A 17,753-nucleotide genomic window follows, 5' to 3' on the forward strand; every position below is an offset into this window, starting at 1 on the left:
ACGGCTCCTTAGTGTGTTATTTCTTGGTAAATCCTGGCAGGTTTGCAAGCTGCGCGCCTAAATAGTTTTGTGTTTGCTGCATTTGCGCAATTAAAACATCCAGACCAGCATACTGCTTCCTTAACCTTTCTTCCAAAGATTGCATTCTATATTCATGGTTTACCACATCATCCTCTAAGTCTTTAATTTGACCGTTGAGGCTATCTTCCCTTTGTTTTAGTAAACCACCTGAATCTACATAGTTACCAAGTAACGATTCGAGTTCTTTGGCAACACCATTAGGTCCTGCAAAGGCTGTGCCAATATCATCATAGTTTGAGTCCATGGCATCATTTAAGCTACGCACTAGCGATGACTTTTCAAGGTAGCCTTCATCATCTATTCCTAAACCTATATCGAAAATCGAACTAAATGGTCCTGCATCAGTAAGCGGCTTAGACAAAGCCGTTACCAATTGATCATCCAAGCTACGCATAGACGAGTCACCATTAAGCGGTTTTCCGATTCTTGTTTGAAAACCGATTTGACCTATTAGTGCATTATAGTTCGAAATAAACTCATCTATTAACGTATTTACCGACTCTCTATCGTAGTCAATATTAAGCTTAGCTGTTTCATACTGAGATGTAGTCGCATCTTGTACACTGAGTGCTTTTGCTGTGATGGTCATATCTTGCACAGCATCTTTAAATGTATTAGTTGCGCTGGTCACTTCCAGGCCATCCACAGTTATCTTCGCATTTTGCGCTTTGTCTTCTGTCGCAATGCGCATGCCGCCTGTAGGATTAGTTGACGCGTCATAGGTTTCTATCGCGTCTAGCTCGGAGGTGTCACTGGTAATGACCAAGTCATTGCCATCACCTGTTTCATTTGAGGTTAATACCAACTTACTGCCGATAGCAGCGTCACCTGTATTTACGATGTTTGCTGTTACGCCAAAGTTAGTATCGCTTGCATTGATGGCATCACGTAATTCACTTAACGTCATACCCGCTGTTACCGTTAAATCGAAAGACTTCGAACCTGCGGCAAAAGACAGAGTTCCCCCTGATGCGCTCACAACGGCATCACTTGAGGCAAACGCGTTATCTGCGCTTACAGCCCGGCTACCCTGTGCCAATTGCGTTACCGCTATATCAAAATCACCTACAGAAATTTTTGACGTAGGAGTCACGCTGATGATGTCACCGCTACTCGGCTGCGTTATGTTTGCAACCCGTTTGTTGAAATTATCCAGATCTGCCAATTTCTCGACAGTATCGTTAAGCTTGGAGATAGCAGATTTCACTTCGCCAACAGCCGATAGTTCAACTTTTAGCGCTTCATCTTTTTTCGCGAACTGTTGCATCTTGGGCACATTTTCAGCATCTACAGACGCCGTAATGATACTCTCAAGATTCAACCCTGAACCTACGCCCGCTGACGTAATAAGTGGCATTTTGCTACCTCCAACTAATTATCAAGCTGTTCTATCGAACAACAAGCCTTTGCCTGATACCTTATCGGCAAATTCATCCAAAGCCTTAGCTACTTCACGAAATTCCTCAGAAGGTATTTCCCTTATAACCTCTTCACTGTCTCTATCGATGACTCTGATGAATGGTGGATCACCATTCTCATCAAACTCGAATGACAAATTTGTAGACGTAACTGGTAAAACATCGTTGAGTCTACCAAGGTTAGCCTTAACTTCCTCAAAAAGTTCGGATTGAAGGTTACCCTCTTCCTCCCTCTTTTGGCGTGTGGTTTCAACTTTACTCGCATCTTCAATAGCGCGTAAAGTATCTTTCTCTTCTTCGGGCTTCGTTTTCTCAGGAGTTGGCGCTATGTTGTTCGATCCAACTCCAGCTGAAGATTGAATATCTTTCACAATACACCTCCAAGCAACAAGCCTAATTAATAGTATACGTCAAGTTTGTAATTTAGTCCCAAACTTGACGCTACTATCACGCCAACTTAACCAAGTAGAGAGAGTGCGACCTGAGGTCTTTGGTTAGCTTGACTTAGGATAGAACTACTTGCCTGTTGCAGAATCTGCATCTTAGTTAGACTTGCAGTTTCTGAAGCAAAGTCGGTATCTTTGATACGAGATTTCGCAGCTGCTAGGTTCTCAGATACATTTGACTGGTTACGGATAGTAGACTGGAATCGGTTTTGTACCGCACCAAGCTCCGCACGCTTTTTGTCAACTACGGCAATAAGCGAGTCCATACCAGCTAAAACAGCCTGAGCATTTGCTTGTGAGGAAACAGATATACCGCTCGCAGAAAACACGTCAGAAAACGCCGTGTTGTCAGCTGATGCACCTACTGTGACACTAATAGTACCTGTAGTGGCTGAAAGAGAAGCTCCTGTTACGGCACTTGCTACGCCAGCAATACCTGACATGGTGAAACCACCTTCTGCAGCTATTGAGTTTGCAGTACCACCAACATTTTGCATACTGAAAGAGATTGTCTGTACAGCATCTGCACCTACCTGAAAGTTCGCGTCATAAGTACCATCAAGTAAGTTTTGACCACCAAACGTGGTATCTGCTGCAACCCTGTTTACTTCCGAAGAAAGTGAACGGATCTCTTCTTGGATTGCTAATCTATCTTCATCTGTATTTGAACCATTTGATGCTTGTTGCGCCAAAGTTCTCATACGTTGGAACATTTGCGTGGTTTCATCTAACGCACCTTCAGCTGTTTGCGCTAGTGAAATACCATCGTTTGCGTTTCGAATACCCTGATTCAAGCCATTAATCTGACCTGTTAAACGGTTCGATACCTGCAAACCCGCTGCATCGTCTTTCGCACTGTTAATACGAAAACCCGATGATAGTCTTTGGAAAGACGTGTCCAAAGAGCTGGCAGAATTATTCAACTGCCTTTGTGCGTTCAAAGAACTCACGTTGGTGTTTACATATAAAGCCATAATAGCCTCCGCTTTATCAATATCAATCGAAGTAGCGGGATACCCCTACCCTGCTATTTCGATAAGATTAGAGTCCTACATTTCTAGTTCTCTAAGTCTGGTATCGACATGTAAAGCGAAAGCTTTAGCCTTATTTGCAAATTTTTTAATTAATTTTTAATTTTTACCCTTGTAACAGACTCAATGCTGCTTGAGGTCTTTGATTCGCTTGACCTAATATAGTCTGACTTGCCTGTTGCAATATCTGGTTTTTAGTTAGTTTAGCTGTTTCCATCGCAAAGTCAGCATCACGAATACGTGATTTTGCAGCTGCGAGGTTTTCAGAAATGTTTGCTTGGTTACGAATTGTAGATTGGAAACGGTTTTGTACCGCACCTAACTCTGAACGTTTTTTATCAACAACCGCAATTAACGCATCCATACCAGCAAGTACTGCCTGTGCATTTGCCTGCGATGACACGCTGATCCCACTGGCCGTATACACATCAGAAAACGCGGTATTATCAGCTGAGGTACCAACACTGGTACTGATTGTACCTGTTGTGGCACTTAATGAAGCACCTGACACACCACTGGCTACGCCAGCAACGCCAGACAGTGTAAAGCCGCCATTTGTCGCTAAGCTGTTTGCCGTAGCGCCAACATACTGCATACTAAAGCCAATTGTTTGTACCGCGTCTGCGCCCACTTGGAAGTTTGCAGCATACGAACCATCTAGCAAGTTTTGACCACCGAAAGTGGTATCTGATGCAACACGGTTAACTTCTGCCGCCAATTGACGGATTTCTTCTTGAATAGCTAAACGGTCTTCATCGGTGTTTGAACCATTCGCAGCTTGTTGTGACAGGGTACGAATACGTTGGAACATTGATGTAATTTCGTCCATCGCACCTTCTGCGGTTTGCGCCAGTGAAATACCATCATTAGCATTTCGGTTACCTTGGTTCAAACCAAGTATCTGTGATTGCAAACGGTCTGAGATTTGCAGACCTGCTGCATCGTCTGCAGCACTATTGATACGAAGACCTGAAGATAATCTTTTAAAAGAAGTATCTAGTTCAACGCCCGACTTCTGCAACTGTCTTTGTGCATTCAGCGAGCTGACATTGGTATTTACAAATAAAGCCATGATTCACTCTCTCTATTCAAACGCTCTTATAAGAGCGGCTATTGAGTACAAGGAGGCAATCCATATCGAAAATTACTTTTTTACGATGGGGCAATAAACTGCCACTTGCACAACTTTTCAAAGTTTGGATAGATAAAAGCAATCTGCATGCCAAAAAATAAATTTATTTTTGACAACATGCGATAAAAACACATAAACAGTTGATTTTATTTGATTGTCAATTTATTTGGGTATAAAAAAGGAGGCTACTGCCTCCATTTTTTAAAGTTTGAGAGTGAGTGTCAATATTTTATTCTAAATATTGGCACGGAAAGTGCTAACATTAATGTGTTCATTGAATACATGAACTGTTTTGGATTTTAAGCTCCTCCGCTTTATCATCCAATTCCGGTGTCTGTGTTAATACCCCATCAAGCACAGACACCATTTCTTCCTACGCTTTATCTTATCTACCTAGTTATTATCCAAGTAGACTCAATGCTGCCTGCGGACGTTGGTTAGCCTGACTTAGAATTGTTTGGCTAGCCTGTTGCAGGATCTGCATTTTAGTTAGTGATGCAGTTTCCTGAGCGAAGTCAGTATCTTTGATACGAGATTTCGCAGACGATAGGTTCTCAGCAATGTTCGATTGGTTACGGATTGTTGATTGGAATCGGTTTTGAACCGCACCTAGTTCCGCACGTTTTTTGTCAACTACCGCTATCAGTGCATCTACACCTGCTAATACTGCTTGAGCATTTGCCTGTGAAGAAACCGAGATACCACCTGCTGTGAATACATCAGAGAATGCTGTGTTATCTGCTGACGCACCAACTGTCGTACTGATAGTTCCTGTTGTCGCTGAAAGTGACGCACCTGTTACACCACTTGCCACACCGGCAATACCTGACATAGTGAAACCGCTGTTTGCCACCAAGCTGTTTGTAGTACCGCCAACAGTTTGCATACTGAAGCTGATTGTTTGTACTGCATCAGCACCTACTTGGAAGTTCGCTGAATATGAACCATCAAGAAGGTTTTGACCACCAAACGTTGTATCTGCTGCAACACGGTTAACTTCTGAAGAAAGTGAACGAATCTCTTCTTGGATTGCAAGACGGTCTTCGTCAGTATTTGAACCGTTAGCTGCCTGTTGTGACAAAGTACGCATACGTTGGAACATCGACGTGACTTCGTCCATCGCCCCTTCAGCGGTTTGCGCTAAAGAGATACCGTCATTCGCGTTACGGTTACCTTGGTTTAGACCGTTGATCTGTGAAGTTAGACGGTCTGAAATTTGTAGACCTGCCGCATCGTCTGCTGCGCTGTTGATACGGAAGCCTGATGATAGACGCTTGAACGAAACGTCTAACGCATTGCCTGAATTGTTTAACTGTCTTTGAGCATTCAATGAACTTACGTTAGTATTTACATAAAGTGCCATGGTAATTCTCCCACTGTAAACTGAGTACTTACTCTCAAACTTGTAACTCTTTCGCCTTTGAGTTTTTTAAACTGTCCGGCTTGGTTAATTAAGTTATCGGACGGCAATTTATTTCCTTTAGATTTTTTTTAAAAAAAATTACAACTAACTGAATAGTATAAGTTTTTAATTATTAATCAGTTTGATTGGCAATAAAAAAATTCTGGCTTTGCACAAGGTTACAAAATAAATGACGGGTAACTTTTACCTGTAAATTCAAAGAAGAAATACAAAAAATGTAAGATTTGACGTGTTTGGCAATAAATAGCCGCTAATAATAAGCGGCTACAATTTTATTATCTGATGAAGTCTAATAAAGATAGATTGGAGAGGCGGCCATAGGTTGCCTGAGATGCTTGCAGTTGGGTCTCGTGCTTAGTCAGCTCTGTTATAGCTTCTGCCATATCTAATTCAATAAGGTCTGCACGAGCTATCTTATTGTTGATATCTAGATCCGTATTAGCCTCTATGATCCGCGTTGCAGTATTCATTCGCCCGCCAAGCCCCGATTGGATCTGAGAGACTCTATTTTTCGCGTTTTCTAACCCGGTCATCGCATCTGCTAGTTGCTGGCGATAGTCCTTATCAGACAAATTTGGATCTTGCACAGCATTAATCAAGTTTTCTAGCGTATTCAGTACATTGTCTTTTTTCGGCGCTGCAAGATCAAACGTAATTGTATCGGTCGGAGCCGCCGACCCTGAAAAGCTAAACTCCATGCCAGCTACAGTAATGTTGTTTTCCGTGTAACTCCCAGATCCCATCACTGTGCCCGTCGCCACTTGCACCAATTGATAGGAAGCCGGAGCAGTCGCACCATTTAATTGAAGCTGGTATTGGTTCGCATTTGCTGGCGCTGTCGGATCAGGGTTATAGTTTGCTTTGTGGAATATATCAAATGGGCCTTGCTCTTTTACGTACACATCTGCACTTGTTATACCACCAGCCCCCACCGTTGCGGTGTTTGAAGCAACATTGAGCCGTTGTTCAACGCTTTCAAATACATCATAGCCATTGTCACTAGACTTAATTTCAACGCCTTCAGCGACCTTTATCTTATGCTGACCTTGGTCACCAGCATAAGTATACCTTTTGTTGGTACTGTCATAGTCATAGGTTTTAGTATTATCTTGATAGCCAGAAAAGATATAACGACCATCCTCAGTTTTTGAATTCATCAACTCTAAAACTGCGGTTTGAATTGACTCTAGTTCTTCTGACAAAGCAGCTTTATCTGGTGCCGTCAAAGAACCATTACCTGCATTTACAGTTAATTCAATTGAACGTGTCAAAGAGTCTTTGATGTTATCTAACACACCCTCTTGTGTATCTAGCCGGCTTTTTAGCATAGTTAGATTCTTGGTGTATTGTTCATTCGTCTGAATTTTATCCGAGTACAATAAAGATCTTGCCATGGCGGAAGGATCATCAGATGCTGTAAGTACGCGCTTTTGCGTATTTACCTGCTGCATCGACTTATTCACTTCTTGTTGGCTCTTTAAAATAGAATTCAGATTATTTTTAAAAATCATATTGTGAGATAAACGCATAATTACCTCGCAGCACTAAGTAGAGTATCAAACACAGTTCTAGCAGCACTCAAAATTTGTGCTGACGCTGAGTATGATTGTTGAAAACGGAGCAAATTCGCGGCCTCTTCGTCCAAGTTAACCCCAGACACAGACTCAAACCAAGCTTCTGATTGTGCAGCAAGTGCATCGTATGCTGCACCATTCGTTTTTGCCTGGTTGGCTACTACGCCTATTTCGGTCACAAGACCTGCATAGGCCTCATTAAAGGTCTTTAAGTTATCAGCTACAGCTGTGGTAACAACATTTTGTCTTACAAGTTGCCCTGACTGTAATTGGCTTAGTGCCAAACCGTTACGGTTATCATCAAAGCCACCTGTATTAAATTCGATCGTATAAGTATCGCCAGTAGATGGATCACCATCGATATTAAAATCAAATCCATAGTTGGCAAACGCACCACCCGCTTGCGCTAGAATATTTTCCAGCGGAAGGGTCGCTGTAAATGTCGTTGTACCACTGCCATCAGTCAACGTATATTGATTGGTTGTGCCTGTTTTTTGCAGAGTAATCGTGCCATTAGTCAAACTAGGTGGCGCTGCTGTAAAGTTACTGGTCGCTGGCGTGGTATTGGTTACACTACCAACAGAAATAGTCGCGTTACTCACATTACTGGTACCAGATTCCGTCCGAATGGGTGATGCCAGTGCCAAACTTTCAGCACGGTCAGTGGCAAGCGTCATTGTGCCTGCTGCTGCTGCATTTAACTTGACATCAAAAACATCGCCGTTTGCAGGAGTGGTTGTAAAGTTAAGCTGTAGACCAAATAAATCGGTGCCTGCTGGAACCGTAGTCGAGTTAATAGTAGCAGCATATGGAACGGTCGTCGTATTGCCAACCGTATTCCCTTGGCTGTCTATTGCTGCGATGGTCAGATTGCCCGCGTTGTATGTTACACGAAAGTCATTTGCAGGGATTTCTTTACCCTTGCCTGCCTCTAATGTTGCAGCAAGTTGCGCGGCGCCTGTGTTACTTCTGTGGGGCAAACCTGCAGCAGTTGGGATTTCAAAAATATTACCACCTAAGTTGCCGTCGAGATCCATACCCAGCTTATTTTGTTGGTTAAATGCGTCAGCTAACGCCAAACCGATTTGGCCAAGCTGATTCTGTGCAGGTATTAAGATTTCATCTCTAAAGGCAAGCAATCCACCGATTTGCCCTTGCAACTTAGTTTGGTCGACTTGAAGCGCCACGGCATTGCCGTCTGTCACATCAAGTGTCAGTTCTTTTTTATTTGGATCTGGGTCACCATCCAAAGAAAAAAGGTTAAACGCACCGTTTTCCATTACGACTGCTTGACCACTACCTAAGAATACAAGCTTCTCACCATTGGAGCCATTAAGTGTCTCAATGTCGACAAGCTCCGCCAAGTCTTTAATGGCTTGGTCGCGCTCATTCAAAACCGAATTGGCATTGTCGTTATCTGGGTTAGCATTTAATGCCCCCACCTTACCATTTAAGTCACTTATCTTTTGAATAAGGTTATTTGCCTCTTGCGAGTAAATAGACAACTGCTCATTCACAATGTTGTTTTGGTCAAATACGATCCCCGACAGTCGATCCATTTGGTCAATCAAATTTTGTGCATCCGTTAAAAACAAAGATCGAGTGACCGTTGAAGAGGGCAAGTTCATGGCCTCTTGCAAGTTGTTAAACATCGAGTTGATACTTGTATTTAAGTTATTAGACTCTTCACCAAATAAGGTGTCGACTCGAGTTGATTCTGTTACAAACTGCTTATAGTAAGATTGGCTAGAAACATCTCTGAACAGCTGCTTTTGTGCGAACTCATTGAGCATTCTCACCGTTTCACCGCGGCCAACTTGATTACCAATCAACGTAGCGTGCTCGGTTCGCTCTCTCACATAGCCAACCGTATTGAGGTTAGCGATGTTTTTACTCGTAGTTTGTAGCAACTCACTACTAGAACGCACGCCAGACGTACCAATGTTCATTAAGTTAAAAGACATATTAATTTACTCCCTGACGTACAAGCGAAGTTAGCACAGATTTAAATTGCTCACCGCCCATTACATTTTTTATTTTGTTCGCGTAATTTGGATCGGTCGCATAACCTGCCTGCTGCAATGCTTCTAGATAGTCACTTGGACTAGCTGCTTTCTTAAGTGCATCACCGTAACGAGGGTTAGACTGTAAAAAGTCTACATAATCATTAAAGCTTTGTTTGATAGACTCATAAGCCCTAAAGTTAGCTTGCTTTTTCACTGGCAAGCCTTGTTCAAATTCGAGTGTCATTTTACTGGCACTGTCTCCTTTCCAGCGGCTATCCGCCTTTATATTGAATAAGTTAAAGCTGCTATTGCCATCAGGCTTCGCGATTACATGCTTTCCCCACCCTGTTTCCAAAGCAGCTTGAGCCACCATTACAGCGGGATTCAAACCAATTTTTTGTGCGGCGGATTTTGCGTAATCCCAAAGCGTACTAATAAACTCTTCAGGACCTTCAAACGACTTGGGATCTGTGCTCTGCTCATGAACAGCTTTAGGTTTTTGAGCAACATCTGCATGTTCGATGCCTGGCTTAGGTTCAGCACTTTTTGCTGTATTTACACCGCTGGCAATTTTGTCACTTTGAATGTCAGCACCTGTGCGAACCACTGAAGCAGGCATATAACCATTTTTTGTTGGCGATAACTGTTGCACAATCAAGTCAGCCAGTCCCAAACTGCCGTTGTTAGATAGTTCCAGTGACATTTGTTGGTCATGCATTTCTCTGTAAAACTTAACGCTGCTAGAGTTAAATGGACTGTCTTGGTCTTCGAACGCTTCATTCGCTTTGCGCATACTCGTCAACAGCATTTGTGTAAAAATTGATTCAAAATGCTGCGCTGCTTTTTTAAGTGCTTGCTTAGACGCATCGCCATCACCAGCACTTTTAAGCGCGTCCTGTCTCAATGAGTTCAGGTTACTTAGATCAAAAAAGCTTTGATTGTGTGTCGGATCAGTATTCATTGTTCAAAAACACGTCGTTAATAATGATGATTACTACAATGCAAATATCAAGCCAAAAAAAAGCCCCATAAATATGGGGCTAACTAACTGATTAAATTAAGAACTAAATGACGACTAATTGACCATGTATCGCGCCAGCTTCTTTTAACGCTTCAAGTATTGCCATGAGATCGCCCGGAGCGGCGCCGACCGCATTAATTGCTCTAACCAAGTCATCTAAGCTACTACCTGGGTCGAAAACAAATGCACGAGAGTCATCTCGATCCACATCTACAATACTTTGGCGGGTTACCACTGTGTCACCTTGCGTTAAGGGTTGAGGCTGAGACACGTTTGTCTGCTCTGCAATAGTCACCGTAAGTCCACCGTGCGTAATCGCTGCTGGCTGTAGTTTTACATCCTTACCAATTACGATTGTGCCAGTTCTAGAGTTGACAATGATTTTTGCCGAAGTATCCGCCGGTTTAAACTCTAAATTTTCTAACGTAGACAAATAAGCAACTCGCTGCGATGGATCTCTAGGGGCAATCACTCGTACAGAAGCGCCATCAAGCGCACTCGCGCTATTAGGTCCAACCAATTCGTTAATCGTATCAGCAAGGCGCTTTGCCGTCGTAAAATCTGGTCGGTTAAGATTAAAAGTAATATGGTCGCCTTGTGTGAAGGGGCTTTTAACCGCTCTCTCTACCATGCCACCATTTGGTATTCTTCCTACGGTAGGCGTATTGATGACAACTCGGCTGCCGTCTAACCCTTCTGCGCCTAGGCCACCAACAATCATACTGCCTTGTGCTATTGCGTATACATTACCGTCAACCCCTTTCAAAAAGGTTTGCAGTAACGTACCGCCTCTTAAACTACCCGCGCTACCTATAGATGATACGGTTACGTCAATACTTTGGCCGGGTTTCACGAATGGCGGTAAGTCAGCATGAACTGCAACAGCAGCCACATTTTTAATTTTAGGTTTCAAATTTCCCGGTAAGGTAATGCCAAAACCGTTCAACATCGCTTTAAAGCTTTGTTCAGTAAATCGACTCTGTTCACCCGTTCCCGGCAAACCTACAACTAAGCCATATCCAATCAACTGGTTGCTTCTTACGCCTTCAACCACGCTAACATCTTTAACTCTTTCAGCGTTAACACCAAGTGACATAAGCACTGAAGTAAGCATTAATAGACTACGTAGTATGTTCATAATGTACTTCCTTAAAACGGCATCAAAGTGCTCATAAAGAATTTAGTCAACCAACCTGCACTTTGCACTTCTTGCGTTTGCCCTTTACCCGAGTATTGGATACGTGCGTTTGCAATCCGGTTTGATTCAACTTCGTTTTCATACGACACATCTTGTGGCCTTACCAAACCTTCCAGTCGTATAAATTCTTCACCAGTATTAAGCGTTAACCATTTTTCACCGCGTATCACTAAATTTCCATTTGGTAATACTCGCATTACATTAACTGAGATGTTGCCAAATAGGCTATTCGATTGATTCGCTTGTGCATCGCCTTGAAATGACGAGTCACCACCGGCACTAAGTTGAATTGCATCACCGCCAATTCTAACTGGTACATTCCCCAATCCAAGGAAGGGGTCAACTTTTACTTCACTGTCTTTGTCCAGCTTAGAATTCGCAGCTTTTGATGCTTGGGTAGACTCTCTCAACACTACGGTAATAATGTCACCGACACGCACCGCTTTTTTGTCTGAGTAAAGATCATTTGAGTACGAGTTAAACAAAGACCCTGTTGCTACCACAGACTCTGGCTCCATCTCAGGATACATAGGTGCGTAATAAGGGTCATCTCTTACTACATTACTGTTCTCTGTCGACATACAGCCAGTTAATCCGAGTCCTATGGCGACTATCAATATACTCTTACGCATGATCTGCCCTACCCTCTATAGTTGCTGATTAATGTAACTAAGCATTTCATCAACTGATTTAATAACCTTTGAGTTCATTTCATAAACTCGCTGTGTCTCAATCAGGTTCACCAATTCTTCAGTAACATTTACATTCGAGGTTTCAAGCGCTCCCTGAACGATAGAACCAAGTCCTTCAACTCCTGGGTTACCCTGAACAGGCGCACCACTCACAGCGGTTTCTGTATATAAGTTTTGCCCGATTGGTTCCAAGCCTGATGGGTTGATAAAGTCACTAATAACAAGCTGACCAATAACCGTGTTTTCTGCCTGCCCGTTAATACTTACCGACACCTCACCATCTTGAGAAATCGTAATTGAGTTCGCATTATCTGGCACAGTCATTTCAGGCTGTACAGGAAAACCAGCCCCCGATGTGACGACTCGTCCTGTTTCATCAGTTGTGAATTGTCCATTTCGTGAATAGGCGATAGTACCGTCTGGCATTTGTATTTCAAAAAAGCCAGGACCTTGGATCATCCAATCCAAAGAGTTTTCAGTACTTATCATGTTGCCTTGAGAAAAGTTCTTTTGGTTCGCAACCACTTTAGAACCTGCACCAAGCATTAAACCAGATGGTAATTCAGTGTCTTGTGACGAACGCCCACCAGGTTGATTAATATTTTGGTAAAGCAAATCTTCAAAGATTGCGCGGCTTTTCTTGTAACCAACTGTACTGGCGTTAGCCAAGTTATTCGAAATAACCGATATATCTGTTTGCTGGGCATCTAAACCCGTTTTACTTATCCACAATGCAGGATTCATAATCTATACCTCACTCTCTTAAACTATGCGCAGGAGCGAAGTGTGTCGCTCATCAATTTCTTCTGCTGACTTCATTAGCTTGATTTGCATTTCAAATTGTCTTTGATGATTAATTAAATCAACCATCTCATGAACAGGGTTTACATTGGACATTTCAAGGTAACCACTCATTACCCTAGCGGTTGGAGAGATCTCGCAAAAACCACAATGCCCATCTTCGAGCTGATCTTCTTTCGGTCTAAACAAACCATCATTGCCTTTTTCCAGCTTACTGTTGTCTGCAGAAATGATCTTAAGTCTATCTACCGTTTCTAAGAAGTTCGCTGGTGCTCCTTGAGGACGAACCTGAATCGAACCATCGTCACTAAAGACGACTTTCTCGATTGGCAGTGGCAATATAATCGGACCACCCTCGCCAATTAATTGGCGGCCATGGCTAGTGACTAGCGCACCATCGCTGGTGATATTCAATGTACCGACTTTCGTGTACGCTTCTTCTCCACTGGCATCCATTACACTGATCCACGACTTTTCATCGACTGCAATGTCAAGATCTCGCCCTGTTTCAGTGACTGCACCGCTCAACATATTGGTTCCTGGGCGCTCTTGCATGGCAAATACCCGTGTCGGTAAACCTTCACCAAAAGCCTGCATCGATCTCGCTTGCGCAAAGTCAGCCTTAAAACCTGTTGTATTAGCGTTAGCTAAGTTGTTGGCTTTTAAAGCAACACCACGCAAACTCTGTTTAGCGCCAGACGCAGCGATATAAAGCATTTTATCCATGAGAACGACCTAAAACTGTTCAACCTACATGGGTTAATGCAATAGTAATGCCAGTATGAGTGTCAAAAATAAAAAAGCCGCTAAAGCGGCTTTTTATTGGAAGGTTAAGGTTATCGAATCTGTAGAATATTTTGTTGTAGTGTCGAATTAACTTCTAAGGCCCTCGAGTTAGCCTGGAAGTTTCTCTGAGCACTTATCAAATCAACCAACTCATTAGTTAGGTTTACATTGGACTGCTCCAACGCAGACGAATTAATAGTACCGAGTGTCCCTGAAGCTGGCTCACCAGCTATCGGTTCACCCGAGGTCAGACTCTTCTTCCAACCTGTGTTACCTACTTCTGTAAGGCCTTGTGAGTTAGAAAATCGGACCATGGCAACTTGCCCTAAAAAAGTTGAATCACCATTACTGTATGAAGCCACAATTTTACCGTCAGAGCCGATGTCAATCCCAGCTAGTCGACCAGTTGTCGCGCCATCTTGGTCTAATGCTTTAACTTCAAAACGGCTTGCAAACTGAGTTGGCAATTTGGTGCTGGTATTTGCTTCATCGCGCCAGTTCATTTGTACCGCCCCGGGGAAGGTCGCACCATTCGTTAATAGTGTAGAAAGACCAGCGTTTGCACCTGCAGGGATTGAAAGCGGATTGAATGTAGTACCAGTATTGGCTGTACCACCTGTGCTAACAGGGAAACCTTGCGCGTTGAATTCAAACTCAGTGATTGGTGCACCCGGTGGGGTAACTGCCTGACCATTTGCGCCAAATTGCTGACCATTTAGCGTTGCATAAACCTGCCACTCATTGGGGTTTGTAGTTGGATCTTCTTTTCTAAAGAAGAACTGTAAAGTATGTGGTTGACCTAAAGAGTCATAGATCGTAGTTGATGTCGAGCTATTGTAGGTTGCACTCTCAGTAGGGTTAAAAGGCAGTGTTGGTGCCGTTGCTCGAGAGTCCAAGTTAAACGATGAATATACATTCGTTGTCGCTCGTGGAGAACCTGAAGCATCTGGGATCTGCAAAGCCGAAGATGTACTTAAACTCACAGAAGTTGTATCACCTGAACTTGGGTCAACAGGGAAACCTTGTAAGAAGTTACCTCGTGCATCAACAATAAAGTTATCTTTGTTCAGTTTGAATGCACCAGCACGTGTAAACGTATAATCTTGGCCACCTAGCTCTTCACTTGTAGCAAAGTAACCTTCACCAGTAATTGCTAAATCAAGTGAGTTTTGGGTAAAGTTTAAAGAACCTTGGTGGAATTGTTGTGCAACCATTGTCGTGGATACACCATCACCATTTTTTGTAGCACCAGCGCTGAATACAGAAGATGCATAAACAGAAGCGAATTCAGCACGCGATTCTTTAAAACCTGTTGTATTAACATTCGCAATGTTGTTCGCTGTTGTATCCAAATCTTTTTGGGCAGCAGCTAGTCCCGTTAAAGCAATATTAAAACTCATACTCTCTTACCTCTATAAATGAAGGTTAAATCTTTTGATTAAGCTATCTCTGCAACGTCAGACAGTCTAACTGCACCAGCTTTTGTGTTAATTACAATGCCTTGAGAGCCATTCACATTAACACTGTCAATATTTCTAAATGTTGCTGTAGGCAAAGCTTCAAACTTACCGTTGGTCTGCCCCTCAGCTTTAATTGTGTATTCACCCGGAGGAAGTGGCTCTTTATCATCATTTAGACCATCCCACTCAAAGCGCTTAGCGCCTGTGCTTTGTTCACCCAGTTCAATTTTCCTTACCAGCTCATTTTTATCATTTATGATACTCAACGTAAGGTTTTCGACCGGCTCAGCCACAATGATAGAACCACGGGCTTCCATACCAGGGCCATGCTCTATCGTATCGGACTCAAGCAACGCCTTTTTACCTATGAGCGTTGAAGCTTGTAATGCTGAATTCGATGTCATAGATGCAGCCAACGACTCAAACTTGGTATTCAAATTTGATATACCCTCGGCCATGGTGAAATTTGTCATTTGGGATATCATCTGATCATTATCAGCAGGCTTACTCGGGTCTTGAAAAGACAACTGTTGAGTAAGTAATGCAAAAAAGTCTTCCTGCTTTAACTCATCATTTTTCTCAGTTGGCACTTGCTTATCTTGCCAACGCAACGAGTCGACAAAGGACGTAGTTGCGGAATTGACATCATTACTCATCAGCTATACTCCCAATTAGCGCTGACCAAGCAACAGAGTTTTACTTAACATCTGCTTTGCTGCGTCTGCTACTTGAACATTCGTTTGGTACGAACGTGATGCGGAGATCATATTTGTCATTTCCTCGACGACATTCACATTCGGTTTATAGATGTACCCGTCTTTGTCAGCACTTGGGTGATTAGGGTTATACTCAACCTGCAAAGGTTTATCGCTTTCTACGATGCCTAATACCTTCACCCCAACCGAAGAGCTTAGTGTACTCGGGTTAGCCGCTGTCGCTTTATTCAGCTCAGCCGCAAACACCGGATGCCTTGCTCTGTACACTTCGTCCTGACTCGAACTTACGCTGTTTGCATTGGATATATTACTGGCAGTGGTATTCAAGCGAATATTTTGAGCACTCATACCAGAGCCTGCGATATCAAAAACGTTATATAAACTCATAATTAGGCTCCTTGACCACCACCAAGCGCTTTCTTCAAGCTTTTAAATTTGCCACCCAAAAAGTTCAAACTAGCTTGGTACTCTAATGCATTCTGTACATACAAGTTTCGTTCCACTTGTATATCAACCGAGTTACCATCACCTGTATCTGTTTGATTTGGATTACGAAATAGTTCTTCACTGTTAGTCAATCTAGTTCCACCACTAATGTGTTTTTCGTCGGTACGGGTCATTTGATTGCCGCGTTGTTGTGCCGACTTTGCCGCATTGAGTGCTCGACCAAAATCGATATCTTTAGCTTTGTAGCCAGGTGTATCTGCATTAGCAATATTACTTGCCAAAATCTCTGCACGCTGAGAACGGATCAACATGGTGTGCTGATGAACTCCAAGCGCCTTATCAAAACTAATCGCCATAACCAACTCCAAAAATTTGACTATATACCGGTTAATGCAAAAGTAGGACCAACTTTAAAACCAATATAAAAACTAAAATTAATATCTAAGTATCAACATATTGCGGTTTAAAACAGTTCTTTTCTCTTTCGCCAAAAATGTATTTTTAACCGAGTAATAGCTTTGATTAAGCAGATTTTATTCCAGTATTGGAGTCGGTGCTCTTCTGAGTTTTAGGAGTAAAAGTAGATATCCAAATCTCAATCCGATATTCAAAATGTCAAAGGCAATTTTGATGAGTGGCAAACTAACCTCTTACGTCGCCTTCTCAAGACTGATATTGCAAAAATTACTTGTAGACAATAGATGCAAGTAAACTAAATTAAAACAAAGCAACTTCCAACACTGCCACCCTTTAAACCAGATATGCTCGTGGGTATTCGATGCGCAGACTAACTTTACAAAGCGACATGTGAAAGCGTCGCTATTAGTGCGTCAGTTAATGCTCAAGGTGCAATTACTGTAAATCAGGATATTTAGGTGATATCTAATGTCTAATACGTTACAGCGTCTTACTGGCGTGCTGACCAAATCACATAAGACCATTGTTAAAGTCGTTAGTGTGAATGCGAATGGCACAACGTTAGTTAAGTTTAATGATGGAAGTGAAAGTGTTGTGCTGGGTGATAGTGTACAAAGCGGAAGTGTATATATAGAAAATGGCAGAATTATTGGTCCAGCTCCTGACCTACCGTTTACGGAAATTGAGGTATGATTGTTTAAATTTTATTTTAAAGGAATGTACAAGTGGCTGATTTTATTGATGTGGTGTTTTTTCCTCTGGGCACTTTATTCTTGGGTGGATATGTTGGGTACCAATTTAGAATTCTAACCGATAGAAGAAAGGAGTTTAATGAAGCGCTTATACCACTCAGGGATGCTTTAGTGAAGACTGAAGCTATCTCAGAAACGATGATTGCAAATATAGAGGTTAAGCTAGGTAAAAGAGCGAAAGTAATAAAGAATACATACGAACATGAATTCTTGCCCAAAATGAGTCATACCAATTTCATTAAATATTAAGTCACTTCAATCCATTCTCTCGAACACATTTTTTTTACTCTATCTGGGTTTGAAATAAACTTATTCCATGCCTTTGATACTTGCTCTACGATGTCTTGGTAGC

The 17,753-nt window shown here is 42.4% G+C and carries 18 protein-coding genes; 2 read left to right on the forward strand and 16 right to left on the reverse strand.

What is annotated here, in order from left to right; all coding sequences use genetic code 11:
* Positions 1–16 precede the first annotated feature (16 nt).
* The 16 genes from fliD to flgB form a co-directional block, all read right to left on the reverse strand.
* The gene (gene fliD, locus N482_RS04495; RefSeq protein ID WP_063375938.1) at positions 17–1,438 is read right to left on the reverse strand and encodes a flagellar filament capping protein FliD; all 1,422 of its coding nucleotides are present in this window, start codon (positions 1,436–1,438) and stop codon (positions 17–19) included.
* A 21-nt stretch (positions 1,439–1,459) separates the two neighbouring features.
* Positions 1,460–1,870, reverse strand: coding sequence for a flagellar protein FlaG (locus N482_RS04500; RefSeq protein ID WP_063375939.1), 411 nt, complete (start codon positions 1,868–1,870; stop codon positions 1,460–1,462).
* Between the two features lie 86 nt (positions 1,871–1,956).
* A complete protein-coding gene (locus tag N482_RS04505) occupies positions 1,957–2,919 on the reverse strand; it encodes a flagellin (protein WP_063375940.1) in 963 nt (320 codons plus the stop codon).
* Between the two features lie 163 nt (positions 2,920–3,082).
* Positions 3,083–4,048 (reverse strand): flagellin, encoded by a 966-nt coding sequence (locus N482_RS04510; RefSeq protein WP_063375941.1) that lies wholly within the window; start codon positions 4,046–4,048, stop codon positions 3,083–3,085.
* Between the two features lie 460 nt (positions 4,049–4,508).
* A complete protein-coding gene (locus tag N482_RS04515) occupies positions 4,509–5,471 on the reverse strand; it encodes a flagellin (protein ID WP_063375942.1) in 963 nt (320 codons plus the stop codon).
* 335 nt (positions 5,472–5,806) lie between these two features.
* Positions 5,807–7,060 (reverse strand): flagellar hook-associated protein FlgL, encoded by a 1,254-nt coding sequence (gene flgL, locus N482_RS04520; protein WP_063375943.1) that lies wholly within the window; start codon positions 7,058–7,060, stop codon positions 5,807–5,809.
* A 2-nt stretch (positions 7,061–7,062) separates the two neighbouring features.
* A complete protein-coding gene (gene flgK / locus N482_RS04525) occupies positions 7,063–9,069 on the reverse strand; it encodes a flagellar hook-associated protein FlgK (protein ID WP_063375944.1) in 2,007 nt (668 codons plus the stop codon).
* Between the two features lies 1 nt (position 9,070).
* On the reverse strand, positions 9,071–10,072 hold the full coding sequence (gene flgJ / locus N482_RS04530) for a flagellar assembly peptidoglycan hydrolase FlgJ (RefSeq protein WP_063375945.1): 1,002 nt from the start codon (positions 10,070–10,072) through the stop codon (positions 9,071–9,073).
* 103 nt (positions 10,073–10,175) lie between these two features.
* The gene (locus tag N482_RS04535) at positions 10,176–11,270 is read right to left on the reverse strand and encodes a flagellar basal body P-ring protein FlgI (protein WP_063375946.1); all 1,095 of its coding nucleotides are present in this window, start codon (positions 11,268–11,270) and stop codon (positions 10,176–10,178) included.
* 11 nt (positions 11,271–11,281) lie between these two features.
* Complete coding sequence (flgH, locus tag N482_RS04540) at positions 11,282–11,962, reverse strand: flagellar basal body L-ring protein FlgH (RefSeq protein WP_063375947.1); 681 nt, start codon at positions 11,960–11,962, stop codon at positions 11,282–11,284.
* A gap of 15 nt (positions 11,963–11,977) precedes the next feature.
* Positions 11,978–12,766: a flagellar basal-body rod protein FlgG gene (flgG, locus tag N482_RS04545; protein ID WP_063356943.1), complete on the reverse strand. Its 789-nt coding sequence runs from the start codon at positions 12,764–12,766 to the stop codon at positions 11,978–11,980.
* An 18-nt stretch (positions 12,767–12,784) separates the two neighbouring features.
* Complete coding sequence (locus tag N482_RS04550) at positions 12,785–13,549, reverse strand: flagellar basal body rod protein FlgF (RefSeq protein WP_063370742.1); 765 nt, start codon at positions 13,547–13,549, stop codon at positions 12,785–12,787.
* Positions 13,550–13,659: 110 nt separating this feature from the next.
* Positions 13,660–15,009 (reverse strand): flagellar hook protein FlgE, encoded by a 1,350-nt coding sequence (gene flgE, locus N482_RS04555; protein WP_063375948.1) that lies wholly within the window; start codon positions 15,007–15,009, stop codon positions 13,660–13,662.
* 38 nt (positions 15,010–15,047) lie between these two features.
* Positions 15,048–15,725 (reverse strand): flagellar hook assembly protein FlgD, encoded by a 678-nt coding sequence (locus N482_RS04560; RefSeq protein ID WP_063375949.1) that lies wholly within the window; start codon positions 15,723–15,725, stop codon positions 15,048–15,050.
* A 15-nt stretch (positions 15,726–15,740) separates the two neighbouring features.
* Positions 15,741–16,172, reverse strand: coding sequence for a flagellar basal body rod protein FlgC (gene flgC / locus N482_RS04565; RefSeq protein WP_063375950.1), 432 nt, complete (start codon positions 16,170–16,172; stop codon positions 15,741–15,743).
* A 2-nt stretch (positions 16,173–16,174) separates the two neighbouring features.
* A complete protein-coding gene (gene flgB / locus N482_RS04570; RefSeq protein WP_063375951.1) occupies positions 16,175–16,588 on the reverse strand; it encodes a flagellar basal body rod protein FlgB in 414 nt (137 codons plus the stop codon).
* A gap of 529 nt (positions 16,589–17,117) precedes the next feature.
* On the opposite strand from flgB, the gene N482_RS04575 reads away from it, so the two are divergent.
* Together N482_RS04575 and N482_RS04580 are read left to right on the forward strand one after the other, a co-directional pair.
* Entirely contained in the window at positions 17,118–17,342 is a 225-nt protein-coding gene (locus N482_RS04575; RefSeq protein ID WP_063375952.1) for a hypothetical protein, read from the forward strand.
* 32 nt (positions 17,343–17,374) lie between these two features.
* Positions 17,375–17,650 (forward strand): hypothetical protein, encoded by a 276-nt coding sequence (locus N482_RS04580; protein ID WP_063375953.1) that lies wholly within the window; start codon positions 17,375–17,377, stop codon positions 17,648–17,650.
* The last annotated feature ends 103 nt before the right edge of the window (positions 17,651–17,753 follow it).

Origin of the sequence: Pseudoalteromonas luteoviolacea NCIMB 1942 (genome assembly GCF_001625595.1) — a bacterium.
GTDB lineage: Bacteria > Pseudomonadota > Gammaproteobacteria > Enterobacterales > Alteromonadaceae > Pseudoalteromonas > Pseudoalteromonas luteoviolacea_A.